Source organism: Halosimplex carlsbadense 2-9-1 (genome assembly GCF_000337455.1).
Classification (GTDB): domain Archaea; phylum Halobacteriota; class Halobacteria; order Halobacteriales; family Haloarculaceae; genus Halosimplex; species Halosimplex carlsbadense.
Genome location: NZ_AOIU01000031.1, coordinates 274,116 through 293,563, shown reverse-complemented (window position 1 = coordinate 293,563; position 19,448 = coordinate 274,116). Strand labels below are relative to the sequence as shown.

The following is a 19,448-nucleotide window of genomic DNA, read 5'->3' as shown; positions in this document are numbered from 1 at the left end:
CCACAGACGACGTATGAACGACGGAACACGGGGGTCGAGCAAGCGTGCGTTCCTCGCGGGAGCGGCGGCGGTCGCCGGGACCGCGCTCGCGGGCTGTGGCGGACTCGCCTCCAGTTCGGGTGGTGGGAGCACGCCGACGGCCCGGGACGTGTCGCTGTCGGCGCCGACCAAGGGACCCGAGGACGCGCCGGTGACCGTCGGCGTCTACAAGGACTTCGCCTGTCCGGCCTGTCGCCAGTTCAACGAGCAGGTCGCCCCGCAGATCGAGCGCGAGTACGTCGACCAGGGGGTCGTCCGCTACGAACACTACGACTTCCCGCTGGACACCCACGCGCCGGTGTCCTACACGGCCGCGAACGCCGCGCGGGCCGTCCAACACGAGGCGGACGACGCGGCCTTCTTCGACTACGCCGACCTGCTGTTCGACAACCAGGGCGAGTTCGGGCCGTCGACGTACGCCGACCTGGCAGGAGAAGTAGATGTCGACGGCGAGCGCGCGCGTTCGGCCGCGGAAGGCCGGACGTATCGGCGGGTGGTCGGCGAGGACAAACAGCAGGGGATCGACGCGGGCGTTCGCGGCACGCCGTGGGTGTTCGTGAACGGGTCGGCCGTCGACGGGTTCGGCTGGGAGACCGTCCGGTCGGCGATCGAGAGCGCGCGCTCCGACGGCTGAGAGTGAGGATGGGACGGCGGGAACGAGGCGAAGGGGGTCCGGTCCCTCGGTCGGAAGGCTCCTAAACGGGGCTCGCGTAGCCGTCGCGCATGAACGACGAACCCGAAGTCGCGGTGTTGCGGCTGGGCCACCGGCCGGGTCGCGACGACCGGATGACGACTCACGTCGGACTCACTGCGCGGGCGCTGGGCGCCGACCGCGTCGTCTTCGGCCCGAAAGCGTCCGGGTCGGCCGACACCGTCCGGGACATCACCGACCGCTTCGGCGGCCCCTTCGAGGTCGAGGTCACCGACGCACCCAAGGCCACCATCTCCGACTGGAGCGGTCCGGTCGTCCACCTCACGATGTACGGCCTGCCGATCCAGGACGTGCAGGGCGACCTCCGCGCCTCGCTCGACGGCGGCGACCCGGTCCTGTTCGTCGTCGGCGCCGAGAAAGTATCGTTCGACGTGTACGAACGCGCCGACTACAACGTCGCCGTGACGAACCAGCCCCACTCGGAAGTGGCGTCGCTGGCGGTGACGCTCGACCGACTGTTCGACGGGCGGGAACTCGACCGCGAGTGGGCCGACGCCGACCGCGAGGTGATCCCGAAGGAAACCGGCAAGCGCGTCGTCGAACCGGGCGGCGCCGACCGACACGGGGACGCAGGGCCGGCCGACGGGGCCGAGTGAGGCGGGCCGAAGTTCGGATCCGGGTCGAGACGACCGGACGCGACGGTTCCGTCCATCCGGTGCTTTTAAACGCCTCACGGACTGAGACGGACGTAATGGCTTTTGACGAACTTCTGGAGAACCCCGTTATACAGAAGTACTTGCACGAGCTGGTCGGCCCGAAAGGGATGCCGGTGGCGGCGGCGCCGCCGGACGGCGAGGTGACCGACGAGGAACTCGCCGAGGAACTCGGCCTGGAGCTCAACGACGTGCGCCGCGCGCTGTTCATCCTCTACGAGAACGACCTCGCGAGCTACCGCCGACTGCGCGACGAGGACTCGGGGTGGCTCACCTACCTGTGGACCTTCGAATACGAGAAGATCCCCGAGCAGCTCCAGTCGGAGATGCATCGCCTGCTCGAAGCGCTGGAGGAGCGCGAGGACTACGAGAAGGACAACGAGTTCTACCTCTGTGAGCACTGCGGCATCCGCTTCGAGTTCGGGGAGGCCATGGAGTTCGGCTTCGAGTGCCCCGACTGCGGTAACCCCGTCGAGGCGATGGAGAACACCCGCCTGGTCGACGCCATGGAGACCCGGATCGCACAACTGCGCGACGAACTGAACGTCGAGCACGGCGAGGCCTGATGGTCGTACTCGCAACCAAGCTGTACGTCGAGGGCGACGCCCGCTCGCGGGCGACCGACTCGCTGCGCTCGCAGGTGAACAACGTCGTCGGCGACCTGGACGTGACCGTCGACCTGGAGATCCGCGGCGACGAGTTCCCCGAGGTCACCCTCGACGGCGAGGACGCGACGGTCGCGGCCAACGCCCTGGCCGAGGAGTGGGGCGAGGTCGCGCCCGAAATCGAACCGGGCGCGGAACACGTCGGGACCCTCGAATCGTGGGACGACGAGGGGTTCGTCCTCGACGCGGGGTTCGGACGTGACGTGCGGATCCCAGCCGGGGAGATCGGGCTCGGGCAAGGGACGCCCGAGCAGATCCGGACGCGGTTCGGTCTCGTCCAGCACCTCCCGATGCGGTTCGTCGCGGCCGACCCCGAGGAGGACGAGCCCGCGCGGCTGGCCGACGCCGAGCGCGACCGCCTCTACGAGTGGACGCGCGGCGCGGGTCGGGTCAACGTCAACTCGGCGACGCGGGCGGAGGCGCGGGCGACGGTCAACCGCGCGGGCCACGCCCAGGACATCGTGACCGTCGAGCGGCTCGGGCTGCTCGAACAGAGCATCGTCTGCACGGAGGACACCGACCCGCCGGGGCTGCTGGCCAGCATCGGCCAGTACATGTCGGCGGAGCTGCTCTGCGTCGTGCCATGAGGCGGCGACTGGTCCTCGCGCTCGGCCTGCTGGCGGTGCTCGTCGCGCTGGGCGGTTGCGCGTCGCCGTTCGGCGGCGGCGGCCCCGACGACGCCCAGCTCAACCAGAACGCGACCTACGAGTGGGACACCAACGCGACGACGACCTACGACGTGGGTCGCGGGAACTTCACGGGGATCCTCGGCGTCGAGAACGAGTCGTACGTCGAGCTCTACCAGCGGAGCGAACTCGGCACCGACGAGCCCCTGGACGTGGCCTCGCTCCGGTTCCGCTACCCCGACAACGGGACGGTCGTCGCGCCGTCGAACCGGTCGAACTTCTACGTCAACGCGACGAACTCGCGGCTGAACGTGACGCTGCCCCAGGCGGGCGGGCAGGTTGCGTTCACGGCCAACCGGCCTAACGCCAAGCGGTTCGCGATCCCGATGTTCATCGAGTCGTCCCACTCGGTCGAGGTCGTGCTTCCGCCCCAGGCCCGCGTCGGCGTGCCGCTGCTCTCGCAGGTCTCGCCCGGCGGGTCGACGGCGAAGATCCCCGACGGCTCGGACCGGATGATCGTCCGCTGGCAGTCGACCGACCGCGGACCGATAGTGACCCGGTACTACCTCGCGCGGGACCTGCTGCTGTTCGGCGGGATCGGCGGAGTCCTCGCGCTGGTCGGCATCGGCGGCGCGCTCTACTACCTGCGACAGATCCGCGTGCTGGAGCGCCGACGCGAGGAGATCGGGCTGGACGTGGAGACCGAGACCGACGAGTTCGACGACGACGACCCGCCGCCGGGGATGCGGTAGTCGCGACGGCCGGCCCGTCGCTCGGCGGTCGCGACGGGTGACGGAGCGGAGGCGGAGCCGCGCGGACGTATCTGACCGGAAGCAGGCGACCTTTTACGGGTCGGATGCCAACGGTCGGTATGCGCGTGGCTATCGTCACGGTCGGCGACGAGTTGCTCGTCGGCGACACCGTGAACACGAACGCCGCCTGGCTGGGGGAGCGACTGACGGAGCGCGGCGTCGACGTAGAGCGGGTCGTCACGCTCCCGGACCGGGTCGCCGACATCGCCCGCATCGTCAACGAGTACCGCGCCGCGTACGACGCCGTCCTCGTGACCGGCGGGCTCGGGCCGACCCACGACGACCTGACGATGGACGGCGTCGCCGCCGCCTTCGGCCACGAGGTCGTCGAGAGCGACGAGGCCCTGGAGTGGCTCGCCGAGGAGGGCGGGTACGCGGCCGACGACCTGGCGGAGGGGACCGCGGACATCCCCCGGGGCGCTCGCCTGCTGAAGAACCCCGAGGGCGTCGCGCCGGGCTGTGTCATCGGGAGCGTCTACGTCCTGCCGGGCGTCCCGGCGGAGATGGAAGCCATGTTCGAGACGGTCGCCGACGAGTTCGCCGGCGAGGTCGAACACGTCACCTCGGTGGTCGCCGACGAGCCCGAGAGCGCGCTGCTCGACCGGATCGACGAGTTGCGCGACCGCTTCGACGTGACCGTCGGGAGCTACCCCGGCGACTCCGTGCGGGTGAAGATCCAGGGCGGCGACGAGGAGGTCGAATCGGCCGCGGCGTGGCTACGCGACCGGGTCGAGCTGGTCGATATCGAGGAGGAGAGCGGCGAGTAACGCGGCGCTACCGGTAGAGGACTTTCCACCACAGCGCGGTCAACAGCAGTCCGCCCAGTAGCATCACGAACCCCGCGACGTTGATGAGCCCGCCCTGCACGGCCTCGGCGCTCTCCTGCAGCGGCATGTACATATCGGGGCGTTTCGCGTGACGCGATGTAAAACCGCCCGTTTTCCGCCGCGCTCGCGCCGGTCCGGGCGGAGTCGGCGGGGGAATCGGTCGCCGGAGAGACCGGTCGCCGGATTCGGCCGACAGGCTCTCGGAGTCGGGCCGCTTTTGCCCGGTCGCACCGAATCACGGGTGATGCGACGGATCGGCGTGCTCGTCAACCCGATCGCCGGCATGGGCGGGCGAGTGGGACTGAAAGGTACCGACGGGAAAGTCGGAGAAGCCCGCGAACGCGGGGCCGAGCCGCGGGCGCCCGAGCGGGCGCGGACCGCGCTGGACGCGCTGGCCGAAACCGACGCGGACGTTGAGATACTCGCCTTCGACGGGCCGATGGGCGAGGACGCCGCGCGCGCGGCCGGGTTCGACCCCCTCGTCGTCGGAGCGCCCTCGGACGACGAGGACGGGGAGACGACGGCGGCCGACACTCGCGCGGCGGTCCGCGCGTTCGTCGAGCGCGACGCGGACCTGATACTGTTCGTCGGCGGGGACGGGACCGCCGTCGACGTGGCCGAGACGCTGGCGGAGATCGACAGCGAGATCCCGATCCTGGGGGTGCCGGCGGGCGTGAAGATCTACTCGTCGGTGTTCGCGGTGCGGCCGCGGGAAGCGGGGATCGTCGCCGCGTCGTTCGACGACGTGGAGACGGGCGAGGTCAACGACGTGGACGAGGACGCCTACCGGGCCCAGGAGGTGTCGACCGAGCTACGGGCCATCGCGGAGACGCCCGTCGCCGAGCAGCGCCAGGCGAGCAAACAGACCGGCGGCGGTTCGGTCGCGACGCTCGCGGAGGGGGTCGCCGAGGAGGTCGAACCCGGGGTCACGTACGTCCTCGGTCCCGGCGGAACCGTCGGCGCGATCAAGGCCGAACTCGGGTTCGAGGGGACGCCGCTGGGCGTCGACGTGTGGCGGGCGGACGCCGAAGACGGCCGGGAGGGTGGTGCGGGCCCGTCGGGCGAGGTGGTCGTCCGCGACGGCGGCGCCGCCGACATCGAGGCGGCCCTGGGAGAGCGAAACGTGGTCGTCGTCTCGCCGATCGGCGGCCAGGGGTTCGTCTTCGGTCGCGGCAACCAGCAGATCTCACCCGCGGTGATCCGCCGGTCGACAGTCGAGATCGTCGCGACGCGTGCGAAACTCGACGGACTCGACGCCCTCCGTGTCGACACGGGCGACCCCGACCTCGACGACTCGCTGCGCGGCTGGCACCGCGTCAGGGTCGGCCGCTACGAGCGCCGACTCGTCGATATCGCGTGACCGAATCCCGCTTGCCGGCCCGTTCTCCGCCGGCGCCACGTCCCCCGAGATACCTAGTATGTGATCCATTCAGAACGGCGGTATCGATTTTCGGACGATCGTCCATCGAATGTAATAGTATTCGACGGTATCTTATACGGTGTATGGATACGTTTAAGGTCGACAGCGAATAAGAAAGGGTATGGAAACGCGGAAAGTCCAGCGGTTGGGTCCGTCGACGCTCGCGATGACCCTCCCTGCGAAGTGGGCCAAGGAGCACAACGTCGAGAAGGGCGACGAGGTATCGCTGCGGATGGGCGGCAAGGGGACGCTGACGGTGATGCCCGAGTCCGTCCAGGGCGAGGACTCCGAGGCGGTCATCCACGCCGAAGACCTCAACGCCGACGCGCTCGAACGGGCGATCCTCTCGCAGTACGTCCTCGGCCGTCGCATCATCCACGTCGACGCCGGCGAGAGCGGGACGCTCGACAGCGCACACATCAACGCCGTCTACAACGCCGAGACGCAGCTCATGGGGCTGGGCGTCGTCGAGGAGACGCCTGAGCGGATCGCCATCCGCTGTTCGGTCGACCCGGAGGACTTCACGCTCGATAACCTCCTCGAACGCCTCGAGAGCACGGGCTCGACGATGCGAAACGAGGCGATCAAGGCGCTCGCTCACGGCAACCCCGACCTCGCCCAGCGGGCGCTCAACCGCGAACGGCAGGCGAACAAGATCTTCGTCCTCCTGCTGCGACTGATCTTCACCTCCTACCAGAACCCGAACCTGGCGCGGGCGGTCGGACTCAACGACGGGTTCCCGCTCATCGGCTACCGCTCGATCGCGAAGAACCTCGAACTGACCGCGGACAACGCCGAGGACATCGCCGAGATCGCCCTGGAGACCGAGGGGCACTCGCTGAACGTCGACTCCTCGACGATGCGCCGCATCCGGGAGTTCACCGACCAGGTCAACGAGATCACCGAACTCGCCGTCGAGGCGGCCGTCGAGCGCGACTACGACATCGCCGTCGAGGTCCGCGAGATGTTCGCCGAGATCGGCGACCGCGAGGCCGAGATACTCGACGACCTCGACGAGATGTCCAACGACGACGTGTTGCGGGTGCGCGAGGTGCTCGTGAGCCTCCAGCAGACCGCCCAGTACGCCGTCCGGAACGCCGAGATCGCGACGAACCTCGCCCTCAGCGAGGAGTCCGAACACACGACCATCCAGTCGGACTCCACCGAGGACTGAGCTGCGGTCCGGGGCGACGCCCCGGAACCGTCCCGTCTCGGCCGAACCGGCCGTTGCGCCGACCTCGAATGAATTAAGTGGTGAGTGACGGAACGGGAGGGTATGAGCGAGGTTACCGCGGGCTCGGACATGGGCATCGGGCTGGGACTGGCGTTCGGCGTGCTCGCGGTGGCGGGCGCGGTCGGCATGCTGGTCGCCTACAGCAATCAGGTGGTGGCGGGCTGGAGCTTCGCCCTGGCGATCGTCGGGGGTATCTGCTCGATCGCCGGCATCCACCTCTACGGTGCCGGGGACGCGTAAGGAATTCTTAAGGGCGCTCGCGACCTAGCCCGGCGTATGAGCGAACTCGGCGAGGAGGACAGGGAGATTCTAGATTATCTACGCGACAGCGTCTCGCGCGGGCAGAGTTACTTCAGAGCGAAGAACATCGCGGAGCAGATCGGTCTCTCCTCGAAGCAGGTCGGTGCGCGCTTGCCGAAGCTCGACGAGGAGACCGACGACGTCGACATCGAGAAGTGGGGGCGCGCGCGCTCGACGACCTGGCGCGTCACGCTCAGTTAACGGGCTCTTTTAGGGGACGCAGTTCGAAGCACCGGCATGACTGTTCGGGTGGAGCGGTCGTTCGAGCTACCGGTCGACCGCGAGCGCGTCTGGGAGTTCATCGCCGACCCGGGGAAACGAGCCGGCGCCATCAGCGTGGTCTCTGATTACACGGTCCACGACGACGGGAGCGCCACCTGGCGACTCGACCTCCCGATCCCGGTCGTGAACCGGACCATCGGCGTCGAGACCGAGGACGAGGAGCGCCGAGCGCCGGAGTACGTTCGGTTCGTCGGTCGCTCGAAGGTGATGAAGGTGATCGGCGAACACGAGTTGACCGAGACCGACGAGGGGACGCGGCTCACCAATCGCTTCGTCGTCGACGGCTCGCTGCCCGGCGTCGAACGCTTCTTCAAACGGAACCTCGACGACGAGATGCAGAACCTAGAGCAGGCGCTGGCCGACGACCTCGGTGTCGAAGTGTGAGGCTCGCGCTCGCCCAGCTCCGGATCGAGGGCGGCGACGTGGCGGGCAACCTCGACCGCGCGCGGACGGCCGTCGCCGAGGCCGCCGCCGACGGTGCGGACCTCGTCGCGCTCCCCGAGATCTTCAACGTCGGCTACTTCGCGTTCGACAGCTACGAGCGGCGGTCCGAGAGCGTCGCCGGCCCGACCGTCTCGGCCCTCGCCGAGAGCGCGCGCGAACACGACGTGGGCGTCCTCGCCGGCAGTATCGTCGAGGATCTGGCGGCCTCGCGGGCCGACGGCGTCGAGACGCCCGCCGCCGATGGGCTGGCTAACGCCGCCGTCTTCCTCGACCGCGGGGGCGAGCGCCAGGCGGTGTATCGCAAACACCACCTGTTCGGCTACGGCTCCGCCGAACAGGACCTCCTGACGCCCGGCGAGGCGGTCCCGACCGTCGAGTTCGACGAGCACACGGTCGGCGTGACGACCTGCTACGACCTGCGGTTCCCCTCGCTGTATCGCGAGCTCGTCGACGCCGGGGCGACGATGGTCCTCGTCCCGAGCGCGTGGCCGTACCCTCGCGTCGAGCACTGGCGGCTGTTCCCGCGGGCGCGCGCCGTCGAGAACCTGCTGTACGTCGGCGCCGTCAACGGCGTCGGGAGCTTCGACGACGCCGACCTGCTCGGTCGGTCGGCGATATACGACCCGTGGGGAACGACGCGTTCGAGCGCCGGCGAGGAGTCGGCCATCGTCACCGCCGACGTGGACGCCGACCGCGTCGCCGAAGTCCGGTCGGAGTTCCCCGCGCTCGAAGACCGCCGTCGATAGCTCAAGGGCGCGTTTGAAGCCACGGCATCCCTTTATCTGTACGGTCGGATCCGTGGAGCATGGGACGAAAAGCGGCGGTTCTCGTGGTCGTGCTGGTGGCCCTGGCGGGCTGTGCGAGCATGGGATCGGGCGATTCGGCGAACCGTGAGGGCGCGGATCTCCAGGCGAACGGCGGCGACGGTGGCGGCAGTGACGGGGGCGACGGCAGTGCGGGCGCAAGCGGCGGTGACGGCGGAAGTGGGGGTAGCGACGCCGGCGACGCCGAGTTCAGCGCGAGCGACGGCGACGACGGCCGACCGAACGCGGCCGCGCAGGTGGACCGCGCGTTGATCAAGACCGGGACGGTCACCGTCGAGGTCGAGAACTACTCCGTCGCCGAGCGGGCGGTCAGGACCCGCGCGGCGGCGCTCGGCGGGTACGTCTCCGGGTCGAACGTCCGGCTCCACCACCGCGAGAACGAGACCTGGCGGACCGGCTACGTCGAGGTGCGGGTCCCCTCGACCAACTTCACGGCGCTGTACGAGGCCACCCAGGGTCAGGGGACGGTGCTGTCGGCCGACTCGAACACGAAGGACGTGACCGACCAGCTGGTCGACCTGACGGCTCGGCTGGAGAACCTCCGGGCCCAGCGCGACCGGCTGCGCTCGCTGTACGACTCGGCCAACACGACGGAGGACCTGCTGGACGTGGGCGAGCAGCTCTCCAACGTTCAGGGCGAGATCGAGCGACTGGAAGCCCAGAAGCGGTCGCTGCGCGACAGGGTCTCGTTCTCGACGGTCCGCGTCGAACTCCGCGAGCCCGAACCGGACGCGGTCGCGCCCGAGGGGCCGACGCCGTTCCACGAGCAGTCGCCCGCTGCGGTGTTCGCGTCTTCGGTCGGCGGCTTCGTCACCTTCGCTCGCACCGTGTTCGTCGCGGGAGTCGCCGCGGTCCCGTGGGTCGTCGGGCTCGGCGTGCCCGCACTGCTGGTCGTCGGCGCCGGTCGACGGGTGGGTATCAAGCGCCGGCTGCCGTTCGTCGGAGGTCGGTCGCGCTCGCGGCGTCCGTCCGACGGCCGCGATGGCGCGGACGGGGGCCTCCGTACCGAGTTCGAGACGGACGACGAGGGAACTGCCGACGAGTCGTCCGAAGAGCCTGAGGCCGGCGGCGGCGAGGGGGCGGACGGGTCCAGCGACGAGTGAGCGACTTCTGGGTGGTTCCGGCAGGCGCCCCGAAGCGTGAGACGGTCGCACGGGAACGCCACTCGTGGCCCGTCCCAGACACGAGATTTATATCGGAGGACGCGTAACCAATGAGTGCCGGCAAGACGCTTTTCACGTCGCACCCGGCAATCCAACCGCGCTCGGCCAGGCCCACGTCGACCACTCGCCGCGGCACCTGTCCGGACAGGCCGCCGCGGTTCGCCTCCTCGTCTACGGCCCGCCTCTCACCTTTCGATCGCCGGATTCGACCCGTCAGAGCCCTCGATCCGACGGTGACGGGAACTCGCGCTCGTCGGCGGCCCACGACTACAACTCGGGGACAAGATATTTACTCTCCGTCTGAAACGTTCCGAGACGACCATGGAGTACGAACTCGAGAACCGACCGTCGTACGCGGTCGCTTCGGTCGAGCTATCGTCGGGAGAGGAGCTCACCGCCGAGGCCGGCGCGATGGTCTCGCACACGGAGACGATCCGGATGGAGACGGGGATCGGCGACTCCGACGAGGGGTTCCTGGAGTCGGTCAAAGACTCCGTACTCGGCGACGAGTCGCTGTTCCGGAACCGGTTCACCGCCGAGGGAGGCGACGGAATCGTGCAGATCGCGGCGACGACGCCGGGAGACATGACCGCCCGAGAGCTCGACGGCGACGAGGTCTACGTCCAGTCGGGCGCCTACGAGGCCGCCGGGTCGGGCGTCGAACTCGACACCGACGTGGGCGGCCTGGACACGCTGTTCGGCGGTGAGGGACTCTTCCTGCTGAAGGCCGCCGGGACCGGCCCGCTGTTCCTATCGGCCTTCGGCGGGATCCAGGAGCGCGAGGTCGACGCCGGCGAGGTGTTCACGGTCGATTCGGGGCACGTCGTCGCCTGGGACGCGTCGATGGAGTACAACACCGAGCGGGTCGGCGGCATGAAGGAGACGCTGTTCAGCGACGAGGGGCTGGTCATGCGGTTCACCGGCCCCGGGACGGTGTTGCTGCAGACCCGCAACTACGGCGAGTTCGTCAGTGACCTCGCCTCGCGGCTCCCCTCCGGCAACTCCGGCGGCGGTGCCGACGTCGAAGTCGGTGGCGACATCTGAAAGGTCGCTCAGACGTCGAGCGCGTACAGGTCCCCCGTCTCCGTGAGACAGTACGCGACGCCGCCCACGACGGCGGGGACGCCCGGCCGACCGGCGTACACAGCGTCACCGTCCGACTCTTCGGGGAACGCGACCGTCGCCACCAGCGAGCCGTCCGACCGGTCCAGCACGGCCAGCGAACTCCCGATACTCAGGTAGACGCGGTCGTCGGAGACGGTACAGTGGCGCAGGGTGGCCCCCCATTCGTCGGAGACGCCGGCCTCTACGAGATCCGCCCCCGTTCGCTCCCACGAGACGGTTTGCTCACGAGTGTCGAGCGCGGTGATCTTCCGCTCGGTCACGGCGTACAGCGTGCCGTCCGCGACGGCGAGTGAGCGCGGACGCTCCCGAAACCGCTCGACCGTCCACTGATGGACGCCGTCGGTGGCGTCCCACCTCGCGATCGAACGGTCGTCGTGGGGCGCGTAGACGGCGCCGTCGGCGAGCACCGGTGGGCAGTACGCCTCGCCCGCGGCGGTCTCCCACGTCACGTCGCCGCTGGTCGCGTCGAGCCGCGCGATACGGCGCCCGACGAGAACGAAGACGCCGCCGTCGCCCACTGCCGCCGAAGCCGTTCGCGATCCCGGTTCAGCCACGTCGGTCTGCCACTCGACGGAGCCGGTGTCGGCGTCGAGCGCGGTCACCGCTCCGGTCTCGGCGGCGCCACCGATATACACCGTTCCGTCGCGGACCGTCGGGAGGGTCTCCGGCAGGCCGACGCTCGGTTTGAGCAACTGCCGACTCGGTGCGCGCCACTGGCGCTCGCCGGTCTCGGCGTCGAACGCGGTGACGCCGCGCCAGGCACGGCCGACCACGAACCGCGAGGCGACGAAGACGGTCCCGTCCGCGACCGTCGGGGACGTGAGCTCGCGCGGTCCGGGGTCGGCGCACCAGGCCAGCGTCCCGTCGGACCGGTTCAGCGCGTAGAGCCGGCGGTCGGAGACGTAACAGTACTCCCCCGAGACGACGGGTGCGGCGAAGCTCCCGACGCCAAGACTATTCGGTCCTGATCCGATATCCGTCCGCCAGTACTCGTCTCCAGTCCCCGTCTCGGACGTGCCCGAGACGTGTCCCGACATGCGATGGTCTGCGCGTGGATGCGGGAATGACCCCTCGACAGGTGCTTCGGTGGATCGGTCGCTTTCCTCGATGGTGCAGTCCTCGGGGTCGGGATTCCACTGCGTGGCGTACCGCATGGCGCCGTAGCCGCCGGCGCCGACAGCGCCGAGGCCGAGCGAAGCGAGGACCGACCGTCTGGATATCGAGGGCATCTATCCGCCGTTCAGGAACTAATAGGATAAGTGTCACGACAACGGACCGGAAATCGCGCGGTCCTCCGATCCGCCCGTCGCCTCGGACGGATTGCGCTCACTGTTTCCCACGACGACCGCTCGAATTCGGGCGGTCGATGTGGAACTGACTGAGAGCGATCCGTGTCAGTCCTCGTCGGTCGTGATGTCCGCCGAGAGGCCCTGTGCCATCTCGATCTCTTTCGAGTTGTTGAGCGTCCAGGCGGTGCGCTCGGTGACGGCTTCGATGACCTCGCGGGCGCTGGGGGCGCCCTTGCCCGACTTCTTCACGCCGCCGAAGGGGAGTTGGACCTCGGCGCCGATGGAGGGGAGGTTGCCGTAGGCGAGGCCGACCTCGGCGTGGTCGCGGTAGTAGTTGAGCTGGCGGTAGTCCTCGGAGACGATCGCGCCGGCGAGGCCGTAGTCGGTGTCGTTGTGGATCTCGACGGCGCGCTCAACGGCGCCCTCGTACTCGATCAGGGCGACGTGGGGACCGAACACCTCCTCGTGGATACACCGCAGGTCGGGGTCGTAGTCGACCTCGTAGACGAACGGGCCGACCCAGTGGCCGTCCTCGTGGCCCTCGGGGATCTCGGCGTCGTCCAGTTCCTCGCGGTCGACGAGGACGGTGGCACCTTCCTCGCGAGCGAGATCGTTGTACGTGCCGAACTTCTCCACCTGGCCCTCGTCGACGACGGGACCCATGAAGGTGTCCTCGTCGAGGGGGTCGCCGACGGCCACATCCGATGCGAGGTCGACGAACCGTTCCTTGAACTCGTCGTACACGTCGGTGTGGACGATGAGGCGCTCGCTGGAGACGCAGCGCTGGCCGGTCGTCTTGAACGAGGACATGACCGCCGAATGCAGGGCGATGTCCAGATCGGCTTCCTCGGTGACGACGATAGCGTTCTTGCCGCCCATCTCAAGGGCGGCGTCGCGGCCCGGGACGCCGCCGAGTTTCTCGTCGATCTTGTGGCCCACTTCGGCGGACCCAGTAAAGAGGACCGTCGAGACGCGTTCGTCCTCGACGATGGCGTTGCCGGCGTCGCCGAAGCCCTGGACGACGTTGAACACGCCCGGCGGGACCCCCGCGTCGATCATCATCTCCGAGATAATCTGGCCGCAGTAGGGGGTCTGCTCGGCGGGCTTCCAGACGACGGTGTTGCCCTCGACCAGGGCGACGGCCATGTGCCAGAACGGGATGGCGACCGGGAAGTTCCACGGCGTGATGCAGCCGACGACGCCCCGGGGTTTGCGCCGCATGTAAGCGTCCTTCGCGGCGATCTCGGAGGGGACCACGTCGCCGTGGGGGTGGCGGGCGTTGCCGGCGGCCCACTCGACCATGTGGGCGGCCTCGACCACGTCCGCGCGGCCCTCGCTGATCTCCTTGCCGCACTCGCGGGTGACGATCTCGCCGAGTTCGTCCGTGCGGTCCCGAAGTTCGTGGTACACCTCCCAGAGCACCTCCGCGCGGTCGATGTATGACAGCCGACGCCACTCCTCGAAGGCCTCCTCGGCCGCATCGACGGCTCGCTCCACGTCCGCCGGGGTCGCGCGGTAGAACTCCCCGAGCGTCTCGCCCGTCGCCGGATTCGCGCTCTCGAAGGTCTCCTCGCTCGATCCGGTCGTCCACTCGCCGTCGACGTAGTGCCTGAAGGGGTCCTCGGGCTGGCTCATACGTAACTGTTCGACCGCAACGGTCAAAAAGTCCCTGCGCCCCCACGAACTTCCGCCGCCGTACCGCTCGGCCGCGTCCCAGCGCTTCCCAACATCCCTCCGGCGCCGACCGCTGCCGAAGCCTCGCGATATCATCGCCGATACCTCACGGAAAAGTTTAATTATAGTTGATTATAAATACGGAGATGGGCAAGTAAACAGATGGCTACCGCAACAGGGCCGCCCGGGAGTGCGGAGGCCGACGACGGGGCCGATCCGCCCCGGGTGCGCGACGGCGACGGGCCGACCGTCGCGGTGTTCGACGACTCGACACGGTCGGCACTGTACCGACGATGGCTCCCCGACGCCATCGAGGTGGTCACCGTCCAGTCCATCGGAGAGGGACGCCGAGTCGTCGACGGTTCGACGGCGGTCGCGCTGGTGCGCCACGAGCTGTCGGAGTCCAAACGGGGCGCCGTAGCCGACCTGCTCGACGAGCAGTCGCCGCTCGTACGGACGGTACTCACCACGAGTCGGCACGAACCGGTCGCCGATCGGGTCCTCGACGAGAACGCCACGCTGTGCGAGCCGATCGACAGGGACTCGCTCCGGCAGGTCGTCAGTCGACAGGTCGCGATGGCCTCCTACGGCCGCCTGCTCGTCCAGTACTACGAGTGTACGACCCGGCTGTCGTCCAGGGAGGTCGAACTCCGCGGTGACAGCTGCGACGACGAGCGATACCAGCGTCTGGAGTCGCGCCGCGAGGACCTGGCCGCGGGGATCAAGACCCTCCAGAAGCGTCTCTCCGCAGAGGCCCTCCGCTCAGTTCTCTACGAGATCGCGCCCCCGGAGCAGGAACGAGTGGCCCGCGAGCGCGAACCGCCGACCAGCGGCAAGTACCGACCGGACGGCTGTCGGAGTTGCGGGCGGAACTGGAACGTCAACCCGGACGGATCGCCGGCCGGGTACCGGCGGCTCGGGGCGTTCGTCTGGGAGTGTACCGACTGCGGAACCCTCCACGACCGCTCGGACCCCGTGAACCAGCGGGTCGCGCGCCGCAGGTGACCGAACGGGACTCGCCGCTCCGCGGCCCCACGTCGGTGAGTCAGCCCGACGGCTCGATCCGCTCGATCGCGTATTCGAAGTCGTCGCGACCGATCACCACGTCGTCGGCCCGCTCGTTCGCCTCTTCGGGGTCGACGCCCGCGGCGACCTCGCTGATAGCTCGCATCGATGCCGCACGGACCAGTGACTCGATCTGTGCGCCCGACAGTCCCTCCGTCTCGACCGCGAGTTCGTCCAGATCCACGTCGTCGCCGATGGGCTTGCCCTCGGTGTGTACGTCGAGGATCGCGCGCCGACCCGCCTCGTCGGGGTTCGGGACCTCGACGTGCTGTTCGAGGCGACCGGGCCGCAGGAGCGCGTCGTCGAGCATGTCCCGGCGGTTCGTCGCCGCGATGACGACGACGTTCGGGTTCTCGGCGGCGCTGTCCATCTCCGTCAGCAGTTGCGAGACGACGCGTTCGGTCACCTCGTTGCCGTCCATCCGGCCGCCCGCGATGCCGTCGATCTCGTCGAAGAAGACGATCGCCGGCGCGGTCTGGCGGGCGCGGTCGAACACCTCCCGGACCGCCTTCTCGCTCTCGCCGACGTAGCGGTCCATCAGTTCCGGCCCCGCGACGCGGATGAAGTTGACGCCGCTCTCGCCCGCCACCGCGCGGGCGAGGAGGGTCTTCCCCGTTCCCGGCGGCCCGTGAAGCAAGACGCCCGAGGGCGGGTCGGTGTTGGTCGCGGTAAAGAGCGGGCCGTACTCCAGGGGCCACTCGACGGCCTGTTCGAGCGTCGATTTCGCCTCCGCGAGCCCGCCCACGTCGTCGAACGTGACCGTCGGTGACTCGGCGACGTACTCCCGCATCGCCGAGGGCTCGACCGTCCGTAACGCCGCTTCGAGATCTTCCCGCGTGACTTCGGGTTCGTCGCGCGTCCGCCGGAGCGCGTGCATCGCGGCCTCGGTCGTCAGCGTGTGCAGGTCTGCACCGACGAAGCCGTGCGTCCGAGAGGCCACCCGGTCCAGATCCACGTCCTCGGCCAGCGGCATCCCGCGAGTGTGCACGTCGAGGATCTCCCGGCGTCCGGTCTCGTCGGGGACGCCGATCTCGATCTCCCGGTCGAAGCGGCCGCCCCGCCGGAGCGCGGGGTCGATGCTGTCGACCCGATTCGTCGCGCCGATGACGATGACCTGTCCGCGGTCCTCCAGCCCGTCGAGCAGGGTGAGCAGCTGCGCGACGACGCGGTTCTCCATGTCGGAGTCCTCGTCGCGCTCGCCCGCGATGGCGTCGATCTCGTCGACGAAGATGATCGCCGGCGCGTTCGCCTCGGCGTGGTCGAACGCCTCGCGCAGTCGCTCCTCGCTCTCGCCCTTGTACTTCGAGACGACCTCCGGCCCGGAGATCACGTCGAAGTAGGCGTCGACCTCGTTGGCGACCGCGCGGGCGATGAGCGTCTTCCCCGTCCCCGGCGGCCCGTGCAGCAACACGCCTCGTGGCGGCGAAATGCCCAGACGAGTGAAGAGATCGGGGTTCGACAGCGGCAACTCGATCATCTCCCGGACCTGGTCGAGTTCGTCGTCCAGGCCGCCGATGTCCTCGTAGGAGACGCCCGTTCGGGAGGCCGACTCGTCGGGCGTCGACTCGGCGGCCGCACCGCTCGCGGTCGTTCCCGTCGAACCGCTTGACGCCCCGCTCGCTCCCGTCGCCCCGCCGGTCCCACCGGTGGATCCGCCGGTCGCGCCCCCGGTCGGCGTCCCGTCTATCGGCGGGAGTACCGTGATGTCCGTCTCGTCGGTGACCCGCACCGCGCCGGCGGGGTCGGTCCCGGAGACGGCGAAGGCGCCGACGCCGTCGATGTGGACCTGTTCGCCCTCGCGGAGCGGGCGGTCGAGGAGGGCGCGTCGGACCGCCGACTCCTGCTGTGCGTCGCCGAGCCCCACCGCCTGAGCCAGGCGGACGGTCAGACTGTCGGCCTCGCGGACGGAGGTCTGTTCGACGGTGACGGTGTCGCCGATGTTCACACCGGCGTTAGCTCTCGTGTCGGCGTCGATGCGGATGTAGGCGCCGTCGCCGCTCTCCGGCCAGGCCTTCGCGACGGTCGCCCGCTCGCCCTGGATGACGAGCGGGTCGCCGCTCAACACGCCCAGCGCGGCGCGGACCCGCTCGGGGACCCGCGCAATGCCGCGGCCGGCGTCGCGCTTGTTCGCACCTTCGACGGAGACCTCGATTGCGTCGCCGCTTCCCATACCTCCGCTATCGGGCCGATGCTCATTACGCTTCCCCACCGCTTTCGATCGGGAGTCGCACAGGGCGCGACCTCCGAGTCAGAAACGTGGGCGAACCACCTCGCCCGTCTTGTTCTGGCGTGACCGTCCCGCGCGAACGGCCCGAGAGTTCGCCGGCCCTTCAGCACTCGCGAGGAAACATCCACCGCGTCCTCTGGTCCGCGTAGAAAGCTCACTGTGACGACCCGACCATCGTTGAAACAGGGGTCTGTCAGGTGTCAGAATCACTATCGTCCGCCGTCGCTTCGATACCCTGTTTCCATCGATAGTACAGCGACCGCATCGTTCGATCGGAGTCACGTGACATGAGGACGGTTACCCCGTTCAGCTCTGAAAGCGTCTGCTGTACCGAGCCGAAGACTATCTCTTTCAGCCCGGATTTCTGCTCCGGGGCCCCGATCGAGACGAAATCGTACTCCTTCGCTCGCCGCACGATCTCGTCGGTCGTATCGGCGGCCGCCTTCAGTTCCGTTTCGGACCTCACATCGGGACCGAGGACGTGGTCAGCGAACGTCAGCAGGTCTTCACCGTCGGCTGTCTCTTCGGCAGCCGCATCGGGTGAAACGACGTGCAGAACGGTGACTGACGCATCGGCGTGGCGTGCCACGGCGCGCGCTGCTTCTGCAGCGAGAGCAGCGTGTGGTCCCGTCCCGACGGGGAGCAGTATCGAATCTATCGTCTCCGCTTCGGATTCGGCGAGAGGGGCGACAGTGTGCTCGTCGACAGCCGGAACGTAGAGCGTATTCTCTCCGCCCTCCGCGCCCATGTTTTCGACGAACACGTCACACGCTGCGTCAGCCAGGATCGTATCGATCGTGCTTCGGTTGAGTAGCCAGCCCTCGTCGAGTCCGGCCCCACGTAACAGCAGGACAGCCGTCTCGCTTCTCCCGTCGACGACGCCGAGAACGCCGCGCGTGACGTCCGTCACAGCGCGGACGCTCGCGGTAACCGGGACGTCTGGAGCGAGTTGCTGCGCCACATCGGCCATCTGCGCTAGCTGCGACCGCCGCTCTGCGATGGGCTCCACCGCGCCCGATTTCGTTGCGGCCGGTTCTTCCGTCTGAACGTGCTCTCGAACGGTTTCGAGTGCCGATTCGGGCACAGTCTCGACCCCGGCCAGGAGGACTCGACCGTCGTTGTCCGCTGCGAGTGCGACCGCCGTTCGGAGGAATCGCCGGACGTTGATCCCTGTATACGAATCGAGCAGCGTGCCGGTGACTGGAACGACGACGAGATACTCACGGTTCTGCATCACCGGACCGCTACGGACGTACGAATCGTCGTCCGAGTCGGGCGTATCGCGTGGAACGGTAATTCGAACATCCGATTGCCCGGAGTCGTTTGCCATCGTCACGTACTCCTGAAGATGTCTGTTATCTCTCTTCTCGCGCCATTCCCGGCGAAGATCGTCACGACATCGCCCTGCTTGATCTCGGTCTGACCCTGTGGGATGAGCAGTTCGTCGTTTCTGACGATCGCGACGACGATCGTCTCTTCGGGTAGTAGATCTTGCTTGTCCGCCTCTATCAGGGTGAGGCCTGCTATCGCAGCGCCGTCTTCGACCGTGGCCTCGAAGATCTCGGCGTCGCCGGCGATCGGCATGAAATCCTGAATCGCGGGGTGTTCGACGGCCCGATAGAGGTACTGACCGTTGAGTTGGTGGGGGCTTTCGACGATGTTCACGCCGAGGTCCTCGAACAGTTCCATGTGTGCGGGGTCGTTGATCGAACTCACGAGCGTCTCGACGCCGTACTGTTTCCCGAACATGGTGATCATGAGGTTCACCGAGTCGCTCTCAGTCGTCGATATCAGGGCGTCTGCTTCCTCGATACCGGCTTCGAGCAGGATGTCCTTCGACGCCGCGTCCGCGTTGATGACCAGGCAGTCGTAGGTCGCACTCACCTCCTCCGCGAGCTCCGTGTCGCGTTCGATGACGACGACTTCGTGGTCGTCCTGGGTTGCGAGGTCGATGACGGTACTTCCGGTGCGTCCGGCGCCGATGATGATTACGTACATTGGTGGTGGGATCGCGACTGAGACAGTTTGCTAGCGATACGGCCGACAGCGAACGGCAGGGTGTGGCGG

Annotated in this window: 21 protein-coding genes; 15 read left to right on the top strand and 6 right to left on the bottom strand. The window is 68.4% G+C overall.

Translation table 11 applies throughout. The annotated features are described in order from the left end of the window. The first annotated feature begins 13 nt into the window (after positions 1-13). The 6 genes from C475_RS13650 to C475_RS13625 all read left to right on the top strand — a co-directional run bounded on the left by C475_RS13650 (position 14) and on the right by C475_RS13625 (position 4,274). Entirely contained in the window at positions 14-673 is a 660-nt protein-coding gene (locus C475_RS13650; protein WP_006884433.1) for a DsbA family protein, read from the top strand. Between the two features lie 89 nt (positions 674-762). Continuing rightward, on the top strand, positions 763-1,347 hold the full coding sequence (locus tag C475_RS13645; RefSeq protein WP_006884432.1) for a tRNA (cytidine(56)-2'-O)-methyltransferase: 585 nt from the start codon (positions 763-765) through the stop codon (positions 1,345-1,347). 95 nt (positions 1,348-1,442) lie between these two features. Beyond that, positions 1,443-1,970 (top strand): transcription factor E, encoded by a 528-nt coding sequence (gene tfe / locus C475_RS13640; protein WP_006884431.1) that lies wholly within the window; start codon positions 1,443-1,445, stop codon positions 1,968-1,970. Continuing rightward, positions 1,970-2,656, top strand: coding sequence for a DUF2110 family protein (locus C475_RS13635; protein ID WP_006884430.1), 687 nt, complete (start codon positions 1,970-1,972; stop codon positions 2,654-2,656). Before tfe ends, C475_RS13635 begins: the two co-directional genes overlap by 1 nt. Beyond that, positions 2,653-3,447, top strand: a complete 795-nt coding sequence (locus C475_RS13630) for a DUF5803 family protein (RefSeq protein WP_006884429.1) — start codon at positions 2,653-2,655, stop codon at positions 3,445-3,447. The genes C475_RS13635 and C475_RS13630 overlap by 4 nt, the downstream gene beginning before the upstream one ends. 119 nt (positions 3,448-3,566) lie before the next feature. After that, positions 3,567-4,274 (top strand): competence/damage-inducible protein A, encoded by a 708-nt coding sequence (locus C475_RS13625; protein ID WP_006884428.1) that lies wholly within the window; start codon positions 3,567-3,569, stop codon positions 4,272-4,274. A 7-nt stretch (positions 4,275-4,281) separates the two neighbouring features. Here C475_RS13625 and C475_RS25170 read toward each other — a convergent pair whose 3' ends face one another. Next, positions 4,282-4,407, bottom strand: a complete 126-nt coding sequence (locus tag C475_RS25170; RefSeq protein WP_268869916.1) for a hypothetical protein — start codon at positions 4,405-4,407, stop codon at positions 4,282-4,284. Positions 4,408-4,578: 171 nt separating this feature from the next. On the opposite strand from C475_RS25170, the gene C475_RS13620 reads away from it, so the two are divergent. From C475_RS13620 to C475_RS13585, 8 genes are all read left to right on the top strand, one after another. Further along, positions 4,579-5,694, top strand: a complete 1,116-nt coding sequence (locus C475_RS13620; protein WP_006884427.1) for an ATP-NAD kinase family protein — start codon at positions 4,579-4,581, stop codon at positions 5,692-5,694. 181 nt (positions 5,695-5,875) lie between these two features. Continuing rightward, positions 5,876-6,928: a phosphate uptake regulator PhoU gene (locus C475_RS13615; RefSeq protein ID WP_006884426.1), complete on the top strand. Its 1,053-nt coding sequence runs from the start codon at positions 5,876-5,878 to the stop codon at positions 6,926-6,928. A 102-nt stretch (positions 6,929-7,030) separates the two neighbouring features. After that, positions 7,031-7,228, top strand: coding sequence for a DUF7525 family protein (locus tag C475_RS13610; RefSeq protein ID WP_006884425.1), 198 nt, complete (start codon positions 7,031-7,033; stop codon positions 7,226-7,228). 36 nt (positions 7,229-7,264) lie between these two features. Beyond that, positions 7,265-7,489: a DUF7123 family protein gene (locus C475_RS13605; protein WP_006884424.1), complete on the top strand. Its 225-nt coding sequence runs from the start codon at positions 7,265-7,267 to the stop codon at positions 7,487-7,489. A gap of 36 nt (positions 7,490-7,525) precedes the next feature. Then, positions 7,526-7,954 carry a CoxG family protein gene (locus C475_RS13600; protein ID WP_049930594.1) on the top strand — a complete coding sequence of 143 codons (429 nt, stop codon included), beginning with the start codon at positions 7,526-7,528 and terminating at the stop codon, positions 7,952-7,954. Next, positions 7,951-8,760 (top strand): nitrilase-related carbon-nitrogen hydrolase, encoded by an 810-nt coding sequence (locus C475_RS13595; protein ID WP_006884422.1) that lies wholly within the window; start codon positions 7,951-7,953, stop codon positions 8,758-8,760. The genes C475_RS13600 and C475_RS13595 overlap by 4 nt, the downstream gene beginning before the upstream one ends. Positions 8,761-8,819: 59 nt before the next feature. Continuing rightward, positions 8,820-9,941, top strand: a complete 1,122-nt coding sequence (locus tag C475_RS13590) for a DUF4349 domain-containing protein (protein WP_006884421.1) — start codon at positions 8,820-8,822, stop codon at positions 9,939-9,941. Between the two features lie 381 nt (positions 9,942-10,322). Further along, positions 10,323-11,045, top strand: coding sequence for a TIGR00266 family protein (locus tag C475_RS13585; protein WP_006884420.1), 723 nt, complete (start codon positions 10,323-10,325; stop codon positions 11,043-11,045). An 8-nt stretch (positions 11,046-11,053) separates the two neighbouring features. Here the strand turns inward: C475_RS13585 and C475_RS13580 are convergent, their stop codons facing one another. Beyond that, positions 11,054-12,355, bottom strand: coding sequence for an outer membrane protein assembly factor BamB family protein (locus C475_RS13580; RefSeq protein ID WP_049930592.1), 1,302 nt, complete (start codon positions 12,353-12,355; stop codon positions 11,054-11,056). A gap of 165 nt (positions 12,356-12,520) precedes the next feature. Beyond that, positions 12,521-14,050 (bottom strand): aldehyde dehydrogenase family protein, encoded by a 1,530-nt coding sequence (locus C475_RS13575; RefSeq protein WP_006884418.1) that lies wholly within the window; start codon positions 14,048-14,050, stop codon positions 12,521-12,523. A 201-nt stretch (positions 14,051-14,251) separates the two neighbouring features. On the opposite strand from C475_RS13575, the gene C475_RS13570 reads away from it, so the two are divergent. After that, on the top strand, positions 14,252-15,094 hold the full coding sequence (locus C475_RS13570) for a hypothetical protein (protein WP_049930590.1): 843 nt from the start codon (positions 14,252-14,254) through the stop codon (positions 15,092-15,094). Between the two features lie 40 nt (positions 15,095-15,134). Here C475_RS13570 and C475_RS13565 read toward each other — a convergent pair whose 3' ends face one another. From C475_RS13565 to C475_RS13555, 3 genes are all read right to left on the bottom strand, one after another. Further along, entirely contained in the window at positions 15,135-17,324 is a 2,190-nt protein-coding gene (locus C475_RS13565) for an AAA family ATPase (protein WP_006884416.1), read from the bottom strand. A gap of 250 nt (positions 17,325-17,574) precedes the next feature. Then, complete coding sequence (locus tag C475_RS13560) at positions 17,575-18,711, bottom strand: universal stress protein (RefSeq protein WP_049930587.1); 1,137 nt, start codon at positions 18,709-18,711, stop codon at positions 17,575-17,577. A 2-nt stretch (positions 18,712-18,713) separates the two neighbouring features. Next, complete coding sequence (locus C475_RS13555; RefSeq protein ID WP_006884414.1) at positions 18,714-19,379, bottom strand: potassium channel family protein; 666 nt, start codon at positions 19,377-19,379, stop codon at positions 18,714-18,716. Positions 19,380-19,448: the final 69 nt, after the last annotated feature.